Source organism: Candidatus Woesearchaeota archaeon, assembly GCA_018303425.1.
Lineage (GTDB): Archaea > Nanobdellota > Nanobdellia > Woesearchaeales > JAGVYF01 > JAGVYF01.
In genome coordinates, this window is record JAGVYF010000022.1 from 1 (window position 1) to 18,201 (window position 18,201).

The 18,201-nt window shown below is 32.6% G+C and carries 17 protein-coding genes and 3 tRNA genes; 2 read left to right on the forward strand and 18 right to left on the reverse strand.

All coding sequences use genetic code 11. The annotated features are described in order from the left end of the window. The 3 genes from J4418_03620 to J4418_03630 form a co-directional block, all read right to left on the reverse strand. The coding region (locus J4418_03620) for a phosphate ABC transporter, permease protein PstA (protein ID MBS3113146.1) at positions 1-388 on the reverse strand (388 nt) is incomplete at its 3' end. Next, positions 382-1,281: a phosphate ABC transporter permease subunit PstC gene (gene pstC / locus J4418_03625; GenBank protein ID MBS3113147.1), complete on the reverse strand. Its 900-nt coding sequence runs from the start codon at positions 1,279-1,281 to the stop codon at positions 382-384. The genes pstC and J4418_03620, both read right to left, overlap by 7 nt. 7 nt (positions 1,282-1,288) lie before the next feature. Then, on the reverse strand, positions 1,289-2,206 hold the full coding sequence (locus J4418_03630) for a PstS family phosphate ABC transporter substrate-binding protein (GenBank protein ID MBS3113148.1): 918 nt from the start codon (positions 2,204-2,206) through the stop codon (positions 1,289-1,291). Between the two features lie 188 nt (positions 2,207-2,394). Between J4418_03630 and J4418_03635 the strand changes: the two genes are divergently transcribed. Further along, complete coding sequence (locus tag J4418_03635) at positions 2,395-3,345, forward strand: phosphate uptake regulator PhoU (GenBank protein ID MBS3113149.1); 951 nt, start codon at positions 2,395-2,397, stop codon at positions 3,343-3,345. A gap of 607 nt (positions 3,346-3,952) precedes the next feature. Here the strand turns inward: J4418_03635 and J4418_03640 are convergent. The 5 genes from J4418_03640 to J4418_03660 form a co-directional block, all read right to left on the reverse strand. Continuing rightward, entirely contained in the window at positions 3,953-4,642 is a 690-nt protein-coding gene (locus J4418_03640; protein MBS3113150.1) for a hypothetical protein, read from the reverse strand. Beyond that, the gene (locus J4418_03645) at positions 4,639-5,196 is read right to left on the reverse strand and encodes a hypothetical protein (GenBank protein ID MBS3113151.1); all 558 of its coding nucleotides are present in this window, start codon (positions 5,194-5,196) and stop codon (positions 4,639-4,641) included. Before J4418_03645 ends, J4418_03640 begins: the two co-directional genes overlap by 4 nt. A gap of 336 nt (positions 5,197-5,532) precedes the next feature. Next, positions 5,533-6,549, reverse strand: a complete 1,017-nt coding sequence (ftsZ, locus tag J4418_03650; GenBank protein ID MBS3113152.1) for a cell division protein FtsZ — start codon at positions 6,547-6,549, stop codon at positions 5,533-5,535. Between the two features lie 41 nt (positions 6,550-6,590). Further along, positions 6,591-6,752, reverse strand: a complete 162-nt coding sequence (locus tag J4418_03655) for a hypothetical protein (GenBank protein MBS3113153.1) — start codon at positions 6,750-6,752, stop codon at positions 6,591-6,593. Between the two features lie 9 nt (positions 6,753-6,761). Then, on the reverse strand, positions 6,762-7,157 hold the full coding sequence (locus J4418_03660) for a hypothetical protein (GenBank protein MBS3113154.1): 396 nt from the start codon (positions 7,155-7,157) through the stop codon (positions 6,762-6,764). A 797-nt stretch (positions 7,158-7,954) separates the two neighbouring features. Between J4418_03660 and J4418_03665 the strand changes: the two genes are divergently transcribed. Beyond that, positions 7,955-8,977 carry a tyrosine--tRNA ligase gene (locus J4418_03665; GenBank protein MBS3113155.1) on the forward strand — a complete coding sequence of 341 codons (1,023 nt, stop codon included), beginning with the start codon at positions 7,955-7,957 and terminating at the stop codon, positions 8,975-8,977. Between the two features lie 71 nt (positions 8,978-9,048). Here J4418_03665 and J4418_03670 read toward each other — a convergent pair whose 3' ends face one another. The 10 genes from J4418_03670 to J4418_03715 form a co-directional block, all read right to left on the reverse strand. Next, entirely contained in the window at positions 9,049-9,468 is a 420-nt protein-coding gene (locus J4418_03670) for a NusA-like transcription termination signal-binding factor (GenBank protein MBS3113156.1), read from the reverse strand. Then, positions 9,468-9,752: a ribosomal L7Ae/L30e/S12e/Gadd45 family protein gene (locus J4418_03675; GenBank protein ID MBS3113157.1), complete on the reverse strand. Its 285-nt coding sequence runs from the start codon at positions 9,750-9,752 to the stop codon at positions 9,468-9,470. The genes J4418_03670 and J4418_03675 overlap by 1 nt, the downstream gene beginning before the upstream one ends. Positions 9,753-9,761: 9 nt before the next feature. Next, complete coding sequence (locus J4418_03680) at positions 9,762-10,871, reverse strand: DNA-directed RNA polymerase subunit A'' (protein MBS3113158.1); 1,110 nt, start codon at positions 10,869-10,871, stop codon at positions 9,762-9,764. 10 nt (positions 10,872-10,881) lie between these two features. Beyond that, positions 10,882-13,449 (reverse strand): DNA-directed RNA polymerase subunit A', encoded by a 2,568-nt coding sequence (locus tag J4418_03685; GenBank protein ID MBS3113159.1) that lies wholly within the window; start codon positions 13,447-13,449, stop codon positions 10,882-10,884. A 13-nt stretch (positions 13,450-13,462) separates the two neighbouring features. After that, on the reverse strand, positions 13,463-15,268 hold the full coding sequence (rpoB, locus tag J4418_03690) for a DNA-directed RNA polymerase subunit B (GenBank protein MBS3113160.1): 1,806 nt from the start codon (positions 15,266-15,268) through the stop codon (positions 13,463-13,465). 2 nt (positions 15,269-15,270) lie between these two features. After that, positions 15,271-16,812, reverse strand: a complete 1,542-nt coding sequence (locus J4418_03695) for a DNA-directed RNA polymerase subunit B'' (protein MBS3113161.1) — start codon at positions 16,810-16,812, stop codon at positions 15,271-15,273. Further along, the gene (locus J4418_03700) at positions 16,812-17,060 is read right to left on the reverse strand and encodes a DNA-directed RNA polymerase subunit H (GenBank protein ID MBS3113162.1); all 249 of its coding nucleotides are present in this window, start codon (positions 17,058-17,060) and stop codon (positions 16,812-16,814) included. The genes J4418_03695 and J4418_03700 overlap by 1 nt, the downstream gene beginning before the upstream one ends. Before the next feature lie 135 nt (positions 17,061-17,195). Continuing rightward, positions 17,196-17,355: transfer RNA gene (locus J4418_03705), tRNA-Lys, on the reverse strand. Between the two features lie 8 nt (positions 17,356-17,363). Next, positions 17,364-17,493 (reverse strand) — tRNA-Asp (locus tag J4418_03710). Positions 17,494-17,975: 482 nt separating this feature from the next. Further along, positions 17,976-18,152, reverse strand: a tRNA-Tyr gene (locus J4418_03715). Between the last annotated feature and the right edge of the window lie 49 nt (positions 18,153-18,201).

Below are 18,201 nucleotides of genomic sequence, written 5' to 3' on the forward strand. Positions count from 1 at the left end.
TTAAGAACAAGACAAAAAATGATAAACCAAATATTCCATACACTATTGAGGGCACACCAGCAAGATTTCTTATTGCTAATTTAATTGTCCTTGTAAGTAGATTTTCTTTTGCGTATTCATTTAGGTAAATGGCAGTACAAATGCCAATAGGTATTGAGATGATGGAAACACCTATTGCAAGAAAAATAGTCCCTATAATAGCTGGAAAAATTCCACCCCGTGTAATATTCCTGTGAAACCACATACTTGTAAGGAATTTTATATCTATAACACCAATGCCTTCTTTAAGAGTATATAGTAAAATAAATAATAAAAACACTACCGACAGAAATGTAGCTATCCTAAAAGATATAAAATAGATATTTTGCCTTACATGTTCATTTACCATTTATATCCCCTCACCTGTTTTTCAATAATGACGTCAGAAATTAAATTTACAACAAAAGTCATAACAAATAATACTAATCCAATGGCAAAAAGAGCTTCATAATGTAAACTCCCTTTTACAACTTCTTTTATTTCTATTGCAATGTTCGCAGTCATGGGTCTTACAGGATCAAAAAAAGAAACCGGCATTGCTATTGAATTTCCTGCTACCATCAAAATTGCCATTGTTTCACCAATTGCTCGGCCTATTCCCAACATTATAGCCGCAACAATGCCCGATAAAGCTGCGGGAAGCAAAGTCATTCTTATCATTTGCCATTTAGTTGCTCCTAAAGCCAAACTAGCTTCTCTAAATTCATTAGGTAATGAAGTTAAGACATCTTCTGAAATACTGATTATTGTAGGTAGGACCATTATACCAACTATGATGGAAGAAGTAAAAGCATTAAGTCCGCTACTTAATCCAAAAATCAAGGCAACTAATGGTGAAAGAAACAATATTCCTATCAATCCTAACACTACTGATGGAATACCTGCAATCATTTCTATGGCGGGCTTTATTATTTCTCTTATTTTTGGTCTGGCTATTTCTGATAAATAAACAGCACTAGCTATTCCTAAGGGTATTGCTATGACCAAAGAACCAAATGTTACTATTAAAGTTCCAATCACCAAGCTTAAAATACCCCATTTTGGTTCACCATATGCCGCAGGATTCCATTCATTACCTAACAAAAACTCAGTGAGGGATATTTCTGTAAAGGTTTGTATTCCAGTAATAAAAAGAAAAGCAAATATTCCAATCAAAATTAATAAAGCAATTATACCAGTTGCTGAAAAAAATAACTCAATAAACTTCTCTTTAATATTTCTATGATTAGATGTAATGATCATTCTAAATTTAGTCAAACAATTCATTATTATGCTCCCTATCTTCTGCTATTATTGGAACAAACCCTGATTTTTTTACAATTTTTTGTCCTTCATTACTTAACTCAAACATTAAAAAATTGTAAATCGCAGAATCTTTTGTTAGTTTTTTTGATAAGTATTGGAACAAAGGCCTAGATGCCGGATATTCTGAATGCGTTGATTCTTCTAATGGCGAAACATATATGGAACCTTCATCTTTTGCAATTTTAATTATTTTTATGCCACTAACTTGATTACCTTTTTCATCTACAATATAACCAATACCCACATAACCAACGCCAGTTTGGTCTTGTTTAACTGCATCTAAAATTGCTTGATTTCCTTCCATATTCCTCATTTTTGCCGAGTAATCTCCTTTTACAATCTCTTCCATAAAGAAAACATATGTACCAGAAGTACTTTGTCTCCCATAAAGTGTAATTTTTTGGTCTTTTCCACCCACCTCTTTCCAATTGGTAATTTCACCTTTGTAAATTCTACTTACTTGTTCTATAGTTAATTTCAATATAGGATTATCTTCATTTACAATAACTGATAACATGTCTCTCGCAATTATAAATTCCCAAGGCTTTATTCCTCTTTCCTCAGCTTGTTTTAATTCCTTTTCTTTAATGGATCTTGAAGCAACAGCAATATCAATTTCATCATTGATTAATGCGGCGATACCTCCTCCTGAACCACCACCTGTAACAGATATTCTTGCAGTAGGTTTAACTTCCGTGTAAGCTTCAGCTAAATTAGAAACTAACTGTAATAATGTATCAGACCCCTTTATTTCTATATCTTCTATATTTTTTACAATCTCTCCAGTAATCCTGCTTTGGTTAGTGCACCCAACAGCTACAACAACCAAAAATAATATAACCATTAAATAAATATATCTCATTTTTTCACCTCTATTATTTTTCTTTAAATTCTTCCGCTCTATTGTTGAAATCTACCCATTTAATTTCCTCTTCTTTCTCGCACATTTTTATCACATAAACTATATTGTAAGGGGGGATTATATAGTTATGCTACATAAACTATATAGTAATAGAAAATTTTATATAGTTGTTATCTTTAGAGGATAATATGCACAGAAGAAAAATACAATTAATTGCTGGAACAACCTACTCAGTATCATTACCAAAAGAATGGATTAGGAAAAATAATTTAAAAGAAAAAAATGAAATTTCCATCTATGAAAAAAATAATAGAACTTTAGTTATATCTCCACATACAATTGAAGAAAAAAAACTAAATGACATTTCCTTGGATATTGATAAATATGCTTCTAATATTGACCAGGTACTATTTGGGGTATATTATTTAGGAATTGAAAATATAAGCTTATTTTCTAAAAAGAAATTAACAAAAGATGTCAAAACAAGAATTAGAAAAACAATAACCCATATGAGCGGTACTGAAATAACCTATGAAGATAAACAAAAAATTATAATAAAGGTATTATTAGATAAATCAAAAGTGGACGTCTTTCAAGTATTATACAGAATAAATTTAATTATTGAATCATCTATTTCAAATATCCTAGAACAATTAAACATTAATGAAATAAAAATAAATGAGAATGAAATTGACAGATTATATCACCTAATAGCAAAAATTGTTTTACTATCACTAGTAAATACAAATATTTTATATTCATCTAAAATAAAGAACGTGTCTTTAATCCCAGATTATTTTTTGATAAGTAAAAGATTAGAGAACATAGGAGACAGTATTAACCATCTTTCAGAATATTTGCATAAAACTAAAGTTAAGTTTGAAAATAAAAAGGAAATATTAAATTTTGTTAAAACTGAACTTGACAGAAGTATAACACATATCATGGGTAGTCCTCCCAAAATTTTTGAAAAAATAGATTTTGATAATCTAAGAATAATAAATAATTATATTTCAAAATTAAAAGACAAAACCATTCAAAATTACTTAGAAGACATAATTAGATATGTTGTTGATATAGAAGAAGAAATAGTCAATATATCATTTTATAATCAATTAATTCACGAGGGTGTTCTATAAACAATAATTACAAAATTTTCCGCCACTGACTCTAATGTTTTGTCTGCTTCGCAGTAATCTATAATACGGTTTATAATAAAAAACTACTGCACCTATCTGATTTTCGGCAGTAAGAAAACTCTAAAATAGTAGACAGTCTTTGTTGTCCGTCAATCACTTCAAGTTTGATTTAGCTTTCAGTTAACCTTATTCTTCTTAAAACTATTTTTGAAATATAATATTGCCTACATATACTCTCCAATAACTGTAATTTCAGCTCATTGCTCCAAACCCCCTAATGTCTTTGATATGGCGGTCTAAAAATAAATCTATTGGGATATATACGAATATTTATTAATTTTAGTTTTTTTTGTTTAACAATATATTCTTCTTTAAGTGCAAACATTCTATTATCACTAAATAAAATAAAAATAAATCTTTATCAATATTACAGTTTTAAGTTTTTTTGCCATTTATTCTTATTCTTGATATTACGCTTCGCTTTTTCTATTTAACACAGGTCCACAGTCCTTCGGAGAAAAGTTTAAGTTAAATGGTTTGCGTGAGAAACCCCCAGCTTTAGCTGGATTTATTTAGGAGATATGTTATTTAATTTAAAATCGGGGTTTTATAAACTTTCAATACTAACAATATCATCAATCTCCTCTTGGGATATGCTGCAACCGCCCAGTTTAAGCGCCCAAAGTATTGCAGTTAATAATTCTTTTTTTGGCGCAGTCATATCATGTGGAATATAATTTTTAAATAATCCTAATTCAAATGCTCTTGTAGCTATATCAACAGACCTGATAACTTTTAAACTTTTTACCAAACGATTAAATTGAGTTAAACTCTTATAGTTTATTTCAATATTTGTTCTCATTTTTTTTTGCAATATCTTTTGGAGAACTAAAGGGGACTCAATTACAAGCCGCATTGTGCGTTCATCAATAACAACCGCATCAGCTTTAATCTGAAGCGCAACTGCGATAGTTTCAACTTCACCGAGCTGAACAATTGCCAAATATTGTCCTCTGGCGCGAAATATGCTATTGATCAATTCTGCAAGCTTGTTAGTATCTTCTCTTACATGTTTTTTATAAACTTTTAATGTTCTATTCCTTAAATATGTTAAAGTGTGCAATGCCTCAAATTTAAACTTTTTACCTTCAATGGGCCGATCAATTAATTCATATTTGATGGATTCAGGGATATAAAATTCTCCATCAAACCTTTTTTTTAAAATTTTTAATACCCACAACATACTATTTGTCGCAAGAGAGATAATTGGTCCTGCATCAAACACCAAAATTTTCATTGGAACAAATCCCTCACCAATTTTATCCTTTCTTTCACCGGTATTCCTTCGTATTCAGTGTCAGCAATTTTGGTTTTACCTACATAATTCATAAGTTCCCACCGGCTTATATTTAACATGTCAGCAACTCTTGCTAAAGAAATTCCTTGCGCAAATATTCTTGAACCTTTCTGTATCTTGGCCTTATCTAATACTTGTTCAATGAACATTTTCAATCTTGAATCCATTTGTTTAATTATTGTAAAAATATCTTTTATACAGATTCTATAATTATCAATATCATTCTTCATTAACGAATCTTTGGCGCGTTCAACGAGCTTAAACACCTTATCGTATAATTTTTCATTCTGAAACCCTCTTTCCAATACTTTGGCAAATGAATATACCAAGACCCCTATAGAAATAGAATCCTGATCCTGAAAAATAGAAGCATTTCCAATTGTTGCATCGCTTAAATGTTTAAGTTCAATGATATCCCTAATATCTTTTTTCCTAAGAATATCTACAACTTTTTCAAGAATGACTAATACTTCTTTTTTTATTTCAGTCTGCATTGTTTATTTTAAGAAATCAAAATATATAAACTTTAGGGTTGTTTGGTCTTGTCCAGAAAGTCTATTGTCTGTATATTAGTATTTAAAACTAAACTTAAAATATGCAAGAACCCTCTTGTTCATCTAATGAAAATAAAATCCAGAAAAGTGGCTATCCTCAACAATAAATGAGGAAGAATTACCCCGTTTTCCAAAACGGATTTTCTAAAATAAAATATACCTATTTACCAGATTATATTATTTTTTAAATAAAAAGCCCTTGCTCCCTCTTTCATAAAATAGTGGGGAGGCGATTGCGAGAGCAAGGGATGGAAGTTGGATTTTAAAACCGATTTTTTAGTATAATAGCTCTATTCCTAATTCTTTTGAAAGTCTTTGTGTTTCATTATTGGACCGTTTCGGGTCAATTTTACCAAGTATCCATGGCGAATGCACGCCTGTAATAATTGTCATCACAGTTAATTTACCTTTCATGTTCTCTTCAATTCTTGCTCCCCAGATAACATTTGCATCATCGTCTAATGCTGAAGTTATTTTTTCTCCAATTTTGTTAATTTCTTCAAGCGTCATATCCGGTCCGCCAATTACGTGTATTAATGCTCCAGTTGCACCTTCATAACTAATATCCAGTAACGAGTTGCTTAACGCGCCTTCAACAGCTTCTTTTACTCTATTATTAGTATCTGAAGAACCAACCCCGATTGCAGCAACACCCCCGTTTGTCATGATAGCTTTAACATCTGCATAATCTAAATTAACTAATGATGGAATTGCAATTGTTTCAACAATGCCTTTAATCATAGTAGCAATTAATTCGTTTGCAACAGCAAAAGCCTGCTGTATTGGCAAGTTTCCTGCAAGTTGAACTAACCTATTATTATCTATTACAATCACAGTATCCGAATTTTGTCTTAATTGTTGCAATCCAAATTCAGCTTTATCAACTCTTGCCTTTTCAATCTTGAAAGGCATTGTAACTGTGCCAATTACAATTGCCCCGGTCTCTTTAGATAATTGGGCAATTATCGGCGCAGAGCCTGTGCCTGTTCCTCCACCCATTCCAGCGCATATAAAAACCATATCTGAACCAACTAAAGCTTCTTTAATCTGTGTTAAACTTTCTTTGGCAGACTGTGCCCCTTTTTCAGGGAACCCGCCGCATCCTAAACCTCTAGTCGTTTCCCGACCGATTAAAAATTTCTTATGCGCGCTGCTTACATCTAAATGTTGTTTATCAGTATTACAGGCAATAATTTCAGCACCTTCAATGCCTTTATTATACAACCAAGTAACCATATTATTTCCCGCGCCGCCTGCGCCTATAATTTTTATGTTAGTTTGACCTACATCCATTTTTCATGACCTCGTTTTTTTAATGACATATATTATATAAATTATCTCCTTATTTTTTCAACACGCACCACGCATTTATTTTCTCTTGACTTAACCGAGATTGCGGATGTTGCCATTCCGGGCCTATATATTTTTATTAAAACTGCCGTTAATAAAAACAATAAAATTACACTTGATATGGATAATATTATAATTTTGTACATTTTCCCCCCTTAACATAATTTTTTTTGAACTAATTTTTTTGTAATTTTAATATCATTAACATCATTTTTTGGAGTGTAATTAACAAAATTAAACAAAGTGTTGCAATTTGTCTTTGGTTTATTAATTATGAAATTATTGATTTTTATTGTTTTATCATAGATTTGACAATTTTTAACGCGGGGTTTTTTCAAAAAATAGCCGTATCGTTCTTTTTCTCTTTTAGCCAGTTCTGAGATGGACAGATATGGAGTATACATCTGGCATGAACAACATTTGAAGAGTGATGGTTTTTTAAAATCTTTTTTTTCACATACCGTTGTTTTGTATACGCCCTTTACAGTATCTTGTCTAAAATAAAAGCAACTCTCCCTTCTTCTGACTCCATCAATTAGATTAATTCCCAATTCGAACACCTCTTAATTGATTATTGAAAGAGAAACCGAAATGCATGAAACAAAATTTACTTGACACAAAATTAAACGTGTGGTTAATAATCTTTCAGTTTCTCTCGTGAAATTGAAGCAAAGACAAATGGCATTTAGCCAGTGCGTGGAATTTTATTTCCACACATTTTGTTCTTGCTGATTATTAATCAATTATAACAAAATTTGATACTTGTTATAATGGGAAACAAATTGATATGCTCCTAGTTTAAACATAATTTTTTAAATATCAAACTAATTTTTTAGTTTGTATTTTATGACCCCAATCATTAATGCATCATCCCTATCAGACCAATGCATTACCCTAAACTATATACCCCCACTATCTATTTTATGGTGTTAGAAATATATAAATCTGCCGTTTTTAAGATCTTTAACAGCGTCGGCGACACATAAGTGCATTATCAGGATGCAACATATTTAGATTTTAAAAATGGAGAACTGTTTTCTTCCTCAAATATATCAGAAAGTGTTGACAAATAGTATTCTAGTTCTTGATTCAAAACCTATCACCCTATCAAATATAAGATTTCTTCTCTTTATATACTTTTAGATTTTGCAGAAGCATTTGTTGATAAGTTGGCGTTGTCCATAAAGTCCGTTGTTTATATATTAGTATTTTAAAAATCCACTTAATCTCTGCAATAATTTTCTTGTTCATTAAATTAAATATGCGCCTACTAATTAACAATGGAACGACTCCGGACAGCGCCGACAAGTCGATAAATATTTAAATAACTATAATATCTTAATATTATATGAATCCTAAAGAAAAATTTGAATTAATAACGCGTAATACGCAGGAAATAATTGGAGATCAGGAATTAAAAGAAATTCTTAAAAAAAGAGACATTTCTATTTATTTAGGCACGGAAATTTCAGGAAGGCCGCACATAGGATATTTTGTTCCTGCAATGAAGATGAAAGATTTTCTTAAAGCTGGCTGTCATGTGACTATGTTGCTTGCAGACATCCATGCAATGTTAAATAATCAAAAATCTACTTTTGAACAACTTAATTCCAGATTTAAATATTATTCAATTATAATTAAAGCGTTGTTGGAAGCGGCCGGAGCTGATACTTCTAAACTTACTTTTGTTAAAGGCAGTGATTTTCAATTAGATCCGAAATATACTTTCGATATGTATAGGCTTGCTTCAATGTCCTCATTGCATGATCTAAATAAAGCCGCTTCTGAAGTTGTAAGGCAAAGCGAAAATCAAAAAATTGGCGGCTTAATTTATCCAATTATGCAGGCGCTGGATGAAGAATATTTAAAAGTTGATGCGCAATATGGGGGCGTAGACCAACGAAAAATATTTATGTATGCCCGTGAAATTTTGCCTAAATTGGGATATAAACCCCGGATTGAAATAATGACTCCGATGATTCCGGGATTGCAAGGAGATAAGATGAGTTCATCTGTTGCAAGTTCAAAGATTGATTTACTTGATGATGCTGAAACTATAAAAAAGAAATTAAATAAGGCGCAGTGTGTCGCAGGAGATATAAGGGATAATGGATTGCTCTCATTTGTGAAGCATGTAATCTTTGTTTTAAAGAAAGATACCGATGATACATTTGTGATTGAACGCCCTGCAAAATTTGGAGGCAATTTAGAATATTCACAATATGAAAAGCTTGAGGACGATTTTAAAGAACAAAAATTACATCCAATGGACCTCAAAACTGCTTTAGCAAGGGAAATTGCGATATTAACAGCGCCCATAAGGAAAGTGATGGAAAACAACGAAAAAATTATTAAAGAAGCCTATCCCTAAAAGTTTTGATTTTCTAAAAAATCAAGCCATGTATCAGATATCACAATATGCAAAAGAGATTTCTATCTTAACTAGATAACTTTAATCTCTACTAAATCGTTAAAATAACGTTTAACAATAGTTTCTGTGCTTCTTAAATTGATACCGCCCCTTCCAATCAATATTCCTCTTGTTTTAGTATCAACGGCAGTTAATTTGATAATTGTAGGTTCTATCTCAATATTTGCCAATTTTAACGGATAAATAATATTTTCTATAAATTTGGACAAATCTTTGCTATTTTCTATAATTCGAACTTTCTTTTTAAGAATGCCTTCTATCTTTTTATAATTAATGCCTTTCTTGCCTATGGCTTTTCCAGCCATGCCCTCTTTAACGATAAAATAAACAATTTCATCTTGTTGAAACGCATCATCTACATTTGTTCTTGTGATTGATTCAAACAAAGAAATATACTTCATAAGATTCATATCATATTTAATCTTAATCATTATGCACTTATTCCGACTACGTTAACAGAAAAAGGTTTTTTACATATAACCCCTAACTCTTCATTATCCATGCTAAGACTTGTCACTGTCACTTTTTGAAGATTTGCAAAATGATTAATTTGATCTTTAACTTCAGGAATGCTATTTGATGTAATAAACACTTCAACAAGGCGCGATAATTTTAACGATTTTAATACTCTTTCTGTGCCAATTATAAGTCTTTTCTCTTCTAAAGCTTTTTTAATTTTTGAAATTTCATCATTTGTTTTATTTTTAACTGCCATTTGTGACACCTATTTAGTTTTTGTTATTAACTTTGGCAATCCAGTGCCAATTGGGACTGGTTGGTTAAGCATAACATTCTCAATAACTGAATTTAACTGATCAACTTCGCCTATCATTGAAGCATTTAATATGTGTTTATCTGGCGTTTCAAAAGATGCCCGCGCAAGCACTGAAGACTTTTCACTAATAACACCATATCTTGTAATGCCTTTAATTCGACCATTAAGGCACATCGTATCAGCAATTAACATAATATGCCTTACGTTAACATTAATGCCTTGTCCCTGATAAACTTTAAAAATTTCGTCTAAAATAATTGCTCTTGTAGCCTCAATTCCTAAAACTTCTTGCACTTCATAAAGATCATTGCTATAAGTCCTATTCTCATCAACTTCTTGAAATGTTAATATTTCTTTTAAATTTGTGCCCCCGGTTACAATAATATATTCTTCTCCTTTTTTCATAGGTAATACCTGCCGAATCTTTTTAATACCGCAGATATAAATCTTTTTTAATTTTTCTTTTAATTTATACACATCGTTTAAGTTTTCTTCTTTCGATTTAACTTTGAAAATTAACGTTTCTCCCTTAACTTTAATTGTGCAGCTTTTTACCGCTTTAGATATTATCTTTTGAATTTTTTCAGAAGTTAATCCTAATACATTTAACCTGTTAGAGTTTAATTCGGCGTCAATTGAAAGTTCTCCCACATTAATAATGAACTCTTTAACAAGTTCGTTGAACATTGTTTCTTTAATTCTTAAAGCTAATTCCTTAATACCTTTTCCTCCAGAATAAGGCTTTTTTAGATATATTTCCATCAAGGGAGTTTTTAATGTTTGTCTCCCGTCTAAAATCTCAATAATCCGGGGCAGACCAGTTGTAACATTCATCTCAGCTACACCCGCTAATAATTTGGTGTTAAGTGTCATTTGCGTACCCTGTTCACCGATAGATTCTGCAGCAACTAAACCCACTGCTTCTCCCGGTTGGACTTGAGCATTAAAATAATCGTTTTCAATTAACTCTTTTAATTTTTCAAATCTTTTTTCACTTAAGCCGTTGCCAAAATTTTTAATCTCTTCAGTTAGTTTGTGTGGTAATATAATTTTAGGCATTTTTTTCCTCCTAAACGTAATCTATCGCTTTTTTAACATTGATAATCCCATTTTCAGATTTTGAAACGTCTATTCCGTCTTCCCCGTATTCAAACTGCACTATTTTACCAGATGAATCTCTTACAGTATTATCATATTCTACTTTTAAATCTTGCAAAGCATTGGATAATCTTCTATATAGATAACCTGATTTTGGAGTTCTTAAAGCAGTATCCATTAAACCTTCTCTGCCCGCCATAGCAATAAAGAAAAATTCCGCAGGACTTGCTCCTTCATTGAACCCATGTTTAATAAAACCATGCGCATCTGGATTTAAATCTCCTTTTTTAAATAAAGGCAGCGTGCGCTCACTATAACCCGTCATAATTCTTTTGCCCCTGATAGCTTGCTGACCTACACATGCAGCCATTTGAGCTAAGTGAATAGCTTTACCTCTTGCGCCTGAATTTGCCATAATTCCAATGCCCGTTTTTTGGTTCGCATAATTTTCTACAACTTTTCCAGCTTCGTTTCTGGCGACATTTAATGTTTCAAGAATTTGTAATTCCACTGTCTCTTGAATTGTTCTGCCCGGATAAGCATGCAGTTCACCTTTTTTGTATGCATCAATCTTTTCTCCTGCTTCTTCATACCCTTTGCTGATATAATTTTTAATCTTTTGAATAGCTTCTTTAGGTAAATCAACATCGGAAATTCCTGTTGTAATTCCAATTTGTTTTTGTGCAAATATACCTAATTTTAATAATTTTCCCAAAATGTCAACAGTAACTTCTTGACCGTATCTCTTATGCAGCTCCCTTAACATCATGCCTGCCCCGTCTCCTCCGATAGAGTTAGCGTCTAAAAATCCTTTTTCAATTGCGCCTTTTTTGATGATTAAATCAGTGCCTTCTTTAGTTTTAAATGTGAAATTAAAATCATCCGGCAATAATACACTGGCTAATTCTGCGCCAGTTACGGTTTTTTTCTTCGGCAATTTGCTAAAATCATTTATGCCGGTAATATATAATAAGTCAATCGCTTTATTAAATGGGATCGTTTCAGACCTAGTTATTAAATAATTTCCTGATACTGCATCTTGAATACACTTAACAATCGATAATCCATGTCTTGGACTGATTAATTGAGTTTGCACAAGCATTAATATTTCAGCTTCGGCTCTTGCTTCTTCTGTTTGTGGAACATGCAAGTTCATTTCATCACCGTCAAAGTCTGCACCATAAGGAGCGCAAACTGCGGGGTTAATTCTGAAAGTTTGGTTAGGCAGGATTCTAGTCTTATGCGCCATTACTGACATTCTGTGCAATGAAGGCTGCCTGTTAAATAAGGCAATGTCCCCATCAAGAATATGCCTTTCCACCTGATATCCGTTTTCTAACTCTTCTAATAATGCTTGTTTTGTTTCTTCGGTAATTCTTTTCTTTTTTCCATCAGGCCTGACTAAATAATTCGCGCCAGGATAAACTTTAGGGCCTCTTTCAACAAATGTTTTTAGATATTCCTTATTCCAGTCAGTAACTCTTTCCGGTACAGTTATTTTCATCGCTATTTCTTTAGGTATTCCAACTTCATCTAATTTTAACATAGGATCAGGGCTAATTACTGACCTTGCAGAAAAATTAGTTCTTTTACCAGCCAGGTTATGTCTGATTCTTCCTTCTTTACTTTTAACTCTTGCAGTTAACGTTTTTAAAGGCTGACCGGATCTGTGTCTTGCAGGAGGTAATTGCGCAACTCCGTTATCAAAAAATGTAGTGATATGATACTGTAAAAGGTCCCATAAATCTTCAATAATTATTTCCGGAGCACCCGCATTTATATTTTCAAATAACCTTTGATTAATTCTTACAATATCTGACAATTTGTGTGTTAAATCATCTTCAGACCTTTCACCTGATTCAAGTGTAATTGACGGCCTCATTGTTACAGGAGGAATAGATAAAACAGTTAATACTGCCCATTCAGGTCTCATAAATTTGGGATGTATTCCTAAAATTTCACAATCCTCGTCCTGAATCTTTTCCAGTCTTGATCTAACTTCGATAGGGGATATTCTTTTATCATTTTCTAAAAAAGTAGTTGGTTTATCAAGTGTTATTTTAGGCTGTTTAGCCCCGCAAAAAGAACATTTTGAAACCGTTTTTAAACCGGTTGTTATTGATTTCGCAAGTTTCCTATAGGTTTCAAGTTCTCCGTCGGCGTATAACTTTTTTAATTTTGCAAGTGTTTTTTCATACTTATCTTGAGACAATAAAATCCTTCCACAATCAGCGCACGTTGCCCTTAATAAATCATAAACCAATGTTGAAAATTTGATATGAATAATGGGCCTAGCAAGTTCCATATACCCAAAATGCCCAATACATTCTTTAAGTTTTGAACCGCAGGTTTTACATTTTAACCCCGGATCAATAACACCCATCCTAATATCCATTAACCCCCCATCTACAGGGTAGCCTTCCTTGTCATACAATTCAGGGGTTACTATTTTAGATGAAGCCATTTTTTTTATTAGAATTGGTGAAAATATACCAAACACGATAGAGTTTACTTCTTTATTCACATATAGGCTTTCCATTTTAATTCTCCATTTAATATTTGTTTCTTAATTGCAGTTTTGGATAAAATCCAATACTTTTTAATTCATCTAATAATAATTTAAATGCGTAAGATATTTCAATATTAGTGATCTCTACATTATCCCCGCAGACAGTACAATAAGATTTGTTTTTATATTGATCATGAATTGCGATCATTCCGCAGTTTTCACATAATGGAACAATTGTTTTATCTGCATCAAATCTTTCTTTTAGCAATAATGATGCCCCATGCGCAATCAAACAGTCTTTTTCCATCTCACCAAATCTTAGGCCTCCCTCTTTATCTCTTCCTTCCGTCGGCTGTCTTGTTAATAATTGCACAGGACCGCGCGCTCTTGACTGGATTCTATTTGCAACCATTAATTTAATTTTTTGATAATACAGATTTCCTACATAAATTCTTGCAGGAATCATTTCACCAGTTTGGCCATCGTACATTGTTTCCATACCGTTGTCTCTTAAACCCATCTTGGCCAAGAGCTTTCTTAAATCTTTTTCATCTTCTGAATCAAATGTAGTGCCGTCTACTTGTCTGCCGGCCATTGCCCCAACCTTGCCGCCAATTAATTCAATTAAGTGTGAAATAGTCATCCTTGACGGAATACCGTACGGTGAAAATATTAAATCAGGTATGATCCCGGATAATGAGTAAGGCATATCCGCTTGAGGTTTAATAATACCAATAACCCCTTTCTGGCCCCCTCTTGTAATAAATTTATCCCCTATCTCGGGAATTCTTTGATCCCTGATTCTTACCTGGATTAATTTATTGCCCTCTCCGTTTTCTGTCAGTAATATAAAGTCAACTGTACCTTTTTCACCGTGCTTAATGCTGATTGAGCTTTCTCTTCTAGTGTTAGAAGTTAAATTATATTCATCCATGCTGCTCAAGAATCTTGGAGGACTTGTTCTTCCAATAACAACATCCCCTTCTTTGACATGAGCTTCCGGACTGATTATACCATCATCTTCAAGCAATCGATAATCTTGTTCTGACCTATATCCTTTTACTTCTTTGTTAGGGATAGATACCTCATCAACAAGACCCCCGGCATATCTTAATTCTTCAGCAACTGCTGGGTAGAAATATGTACTCCTTGCAAGACCCCTATCCACTGAACCTTTATTTATGATTATTGCATCTTCCATATTATATCCGCCATAACTCATAACAGCAACAACTAAATTTTGTCCGGCAGGATGTTTTTCATCATGATATAAATCATGCGTGATTGACTTTACAATAGGGATTTGCGGATAATGCAACAAATTAACATCAGTATCAATTCTTAATGGATAATTTGCAGCATAGAAACCTAAAGCATGTTTTTGGTTTTTTGCACCCATCAGGTTTCTCATACCAGGTCCAAAATTAGAGTAAGGCACAAGTGATGCGCATAAACCCAACATTGCAATTGGAGCTATCTCTAAATGAGTATATTCAGGTGTTAATTCCTCATCACGGATAGCAATTAAAGTGTTCTCTTCTTCGAGAGCATCTAAATATTCAATAAGCCCCTGTTCAATAAGATCATTCCAGTTTAATTCTCCTTTTTCTAATTGTTTTACATGGTTATCAGTAATTAAGCTTTTACCGTCTTTAACAATTATCAAAGGCCTTCTTGCCCTGCCCTTTGAGGAATCAATTAATATCCTATTAGTTTCTTTTTCATAACAAACATTAGTTTCTTTTGATATGTTGCCTTTTCTTCTTTCAGAAATTATATTTTCTGCAAATTCTTCAGGGGTATTTGTATCTCCAATGTATTTATAGTTTAAGTATACTTCAGTAATCATTTTTACTCCTCGCTTAATTCCTCTTTAACGCCTGGCAACCTTAAATTTAAATGTTTGATAGTTGCAAGCACTTTGTTATCTTCTTCTCCTTCTGAAATCTTGCAAAATAATGCCATATTTTTTCTTAAGCCAATATTTGTACCCTCGGGTGTTTCAACTGGACAAAGTTTTCCAAAATGTGTAGGATGCAATGCTCTTGCTTCAAAATTTTCTTGTGAAGCAGACAACGGACTAATTATTCTTTGCAGCAAAGACATTGTCTGTAAAAAATTAACTCTTTCAATTCTTTGGCTTACGCCTTTTCTCCCCCCAACCCAATTGCCTGTTGCCATTGCGGAATAAATTCTGCCGGTTAATAATTTTTCCCTGATAATTACTCTAATAGAAGGGAATTTTCCCCGTTTGACAATTCTTTGAAAATTATATAATAAGTCGCTAATTAAAACTTTGATATTAACTCTGATAACGTCTGCAAGCAAGTCTCCTGAACATTTAATGCGCTTATTCATATAGTGGTCTTTATCATCTTCAGGTCTCTCGTCATTAAGAGCAAGTATGAAATGTTTTAACATTTTGCATAAGTTATACGCTTTAACAACGTTTTCTGAAGGAGTTATGCCCAAATGAGGCAGGAAATATTTGTGTAAAATTTCCTTCATACGTTCAACTCTTATGTCTTTTGCTTGGGTTATGCCTACTTTTTTTGCAATATAATCAATTGCATCTTCTTGAGTTTTAATCTCTATAAATTCATACAAATTCATAAAAACTTCATCAAATGTCCTGTCAGCTGAAATAAACTTTACAATATCTTCGTCTTTCAATAAGCCCAGCGCTTTTAATATAACCACCACTGGCACTCTTCTAACTCTTGTAAAAGAAATATAAAATATTCCATCATTTAATTTTTCAATAATATGCGGAATTTTAAATGAACCGCTTTCAGAAAATAATTTTGCTGCGATTTTTGCGCCTGTAGTAGTTGGCGCTTTGTCAATCATAACCTTATTAGAGATTAAATCTTCAATGTTTACTATAACTTTTTCAGTCCCATTTATGATAAAATAACCTCCCGGATCATCAGGATCTTCGCCACGCAGAATTAGTTCTTCTCTGGTCATGCCATGCAAATGACAATATCTGCTCTTTAGCATGATAGGTAAATTCCCAATTTCAATAATAAAAGATTCACGTTGCACCCCATTTATATGCGCGCTAACTTCTAAGTATATAGGCGCTGAATATGTAATTTTTCGTAATCTTGCTTCCGTAGGAAAAATTTTTCGTTTAGAACCGTCGGCTTCAACAATTACCGGGCCTTTCACTTCATTGCTTTTATCAGGCATTTCTACCCAAATTTTATTAAATCTAATTTTAAATTCTTCCACATCAGGAGGAATAATTGTAGGTTCAATTTCTTTGTTGCCATCTATAATCTCTTGTAAACCTGTATCTACAAGACCATTAAATGATTCAATATCCGATTCTACAAGTGAGTTAGTTTCAAAATGCTTTTTTAATAGAATTTCACTTCTAGCTTTCATTAAATTACCACCCTGTAATATAGACTTTTTCCTGCAGTAAGGCTAACTCTCTCTATTTTGATAATATCTCCGATTTTGGGATCTAATTTTTTAATTGCAACATCAGTAATTAGAATTTTAGGAAGATTGAATTCCAGGATATTATATTTTTCAAATAATGCAACTTTGTCTTTATCTGACAATAAACTATGTTTTGGAACCAAAACATGTTTTTCAACATCAATATTCATTTCTTTTTCTATTGCCATTTTGAGGTTTATATCTCCCAATTTTTATCTATCAACCTCGACGAAGGTATTCATGGACAGTAATTGCGTCCAAATTTACGGTTATGGATAGGGACTTTTAATCCATATCATATCCACAAACCAGTAAAGGTTTGATGGGCCGGACGAGATTTTCGTTACCGATTTAGTATTTCGAACTCGCGACCCCTTGATTACTTTCGACTTTACCGGTAATTTTAAAAATTTCCGATTTTGTGTTAAAAGTCAAGTGCTCTATTACCCAAGGGTTTACCTTTCCAGGCTAAGCTACCGGCCCAAATTAAACGCCCTAGCCGGGACTTTCTTATTAATGTTGATATATTCCAACATTAATATTCGAACCCGGGTCGAAGCCTTTCAGTGTTATTAATATACTCGACAGGGCTTCATGATAACCGAACTACACTACCAGGGCATTATGGATTTCTATCTATACTCAAATTTCCAAGATTAATAGAAATATGTGATTATAGAAAGATTTTTTGCCATTATTGTTTAAAAATAAGCTTCCCTATTTAAACCTATCGCTTTTTAACTTTATTCTCCAGTTTAATTAATAATTATGAGCGATTGATATTTATAAAAGTTATGATTTTTTTAGTTTGATTTTTTAAGACATCATTCCAAAATTAATCAAAAAAATTAGTATCGGTTTGAACTGTTATATAAATGATTAAACAATATATCATCATAAAAATGAATAGCGAAACAAGACAATAGCAATGTTATTTTATTGCCTAGCCTATTTGATGGCAAACTAAAACAATCAAAACTGCTCGAAACCACTATTGGCCAATAGAGCAATAGTGTGCTCGCTTTGCTCAAGTTCTTCGCTTAAAAAATCCTCTACATTTATAAAGTAAAAATTAACGTTAAAGAATCCGCAAAATAAAAAAATCCCCCTGGCCGGAATTTCATAAAACCAAAATTTTAGGAAACTGAAAATTTCTGATTTTCTTCTTGAACCAGCAACCTCGCGGTATCGGCTGACTTATGTTCATACTAAGCACTCTGCTAAGTCGATAAGCGAAATCTTCTACAGCCGCGCGCTCTAACCAGTTGAGCTACGGGGGGACAGATTAGAATTTTCTTAGAATGTTTATAAATATATCGAAATTTAGGC

Bases quoted from the DNA above. Each gene is read 5' to 3' on its own strand.
- J4418_03640 (MBS3113150.1), bottom strand. From the start codon at position 4,642: ATGAAAATTTTGGTGTTTGATGCAGGACCAATTATCTCTCTTGCGACA.
- J4418_03670 (MBS3113156.1), bottom strand. From the start codon at position 9,468: ATGATTAAGATTAAATATGATATGAATCTTATGAAGTATATTTCTTTG.
- J4418_03635 (MBS3113149.1), top strand. From the start codon at position 2,395: ATGCACAGAAGAAAAATACAATTAATTGCTGGAACAACCTACTCAGTA.
- J4418_03665 (MBS3113155.1), top strand. From the start codon at position 7,955: ATGAATCCTAAAGAAAAATTTGAATTAATAACGCGTAATACGCAGGAA.
- ftsZ (MBS3113152.1), bottom strand. From the start codon at position 6,549: ATGGATGTAGGTCAAACTAACATAAAAATTATAGGCGCAGGCGGCGCG.
- pstC (MBS3113147.1), bottom strand. From the start codon at position 1,281: ATGATCATTACATCTAATCATAGAAATATTAAAGAGAAGTTTATTGAG.
- J4418_03695 (MBS3113161.1), bottom strand. From the start codon at position 16,812: ATGAAAGCTAGAAGTGAAATTCTATTAAAAAAGCATTTTGAAACTAAC.
- rpoB (MBS3113160.1), bottom strand. From the start codon at position 15,268: ATGATTACTGAAGTATACTTAAACTATAAATACATTGGAGATACAAAT.
- J4418_03630 (MBS3113148.1), bottom strand. From the start codon at position 2,206: ATGAGATATATTTATTTAATGGTTATATTATTTTTGGTTGTTGTAGCT.
- J4418_03675 (MBS3113157.1), bottom strand. From the start codon at position 9,752: ATGGCAGTTAAAAATAAAACAAATGATGAAATTTCAAAAATTAAAAAA.
- J4418_03645 (MBS3113151.1), bottom strand. From the start codon at position 5,196: ATGCAGACTGAAATAAAAAAAGAAGTATTAGTCATTCTTGAAAAAGTT.
- J4418_03700 (MBS3113162.1), bottom strand. From the start codon at position 17,060: ATGGCAATAGAAAAAGAAATGAATATTGATGTTGAAAAACATGTTTTG.
- J4418_03655 (MBS3113153.1), bottom strand. From the start codon at position 6,752: ATGTACAAAATTATAATATTATCCATATCAAGTGTAATTTTATTGTTT.
- J4418_03685 (MBS3113159.1), bottom strand. From the start codon at position 13,449: ATGGAAAGCCTATATGTGAATAAAGAAGTAAACTCTATCGTGTTTGGT.
- J4418_03680 (MBS3113158.1), bottom strand. From the start codon at position 10,871: ATGCCTAAAATTATATTACCACACAAACTAACTGAAGAGATTAAAAAT.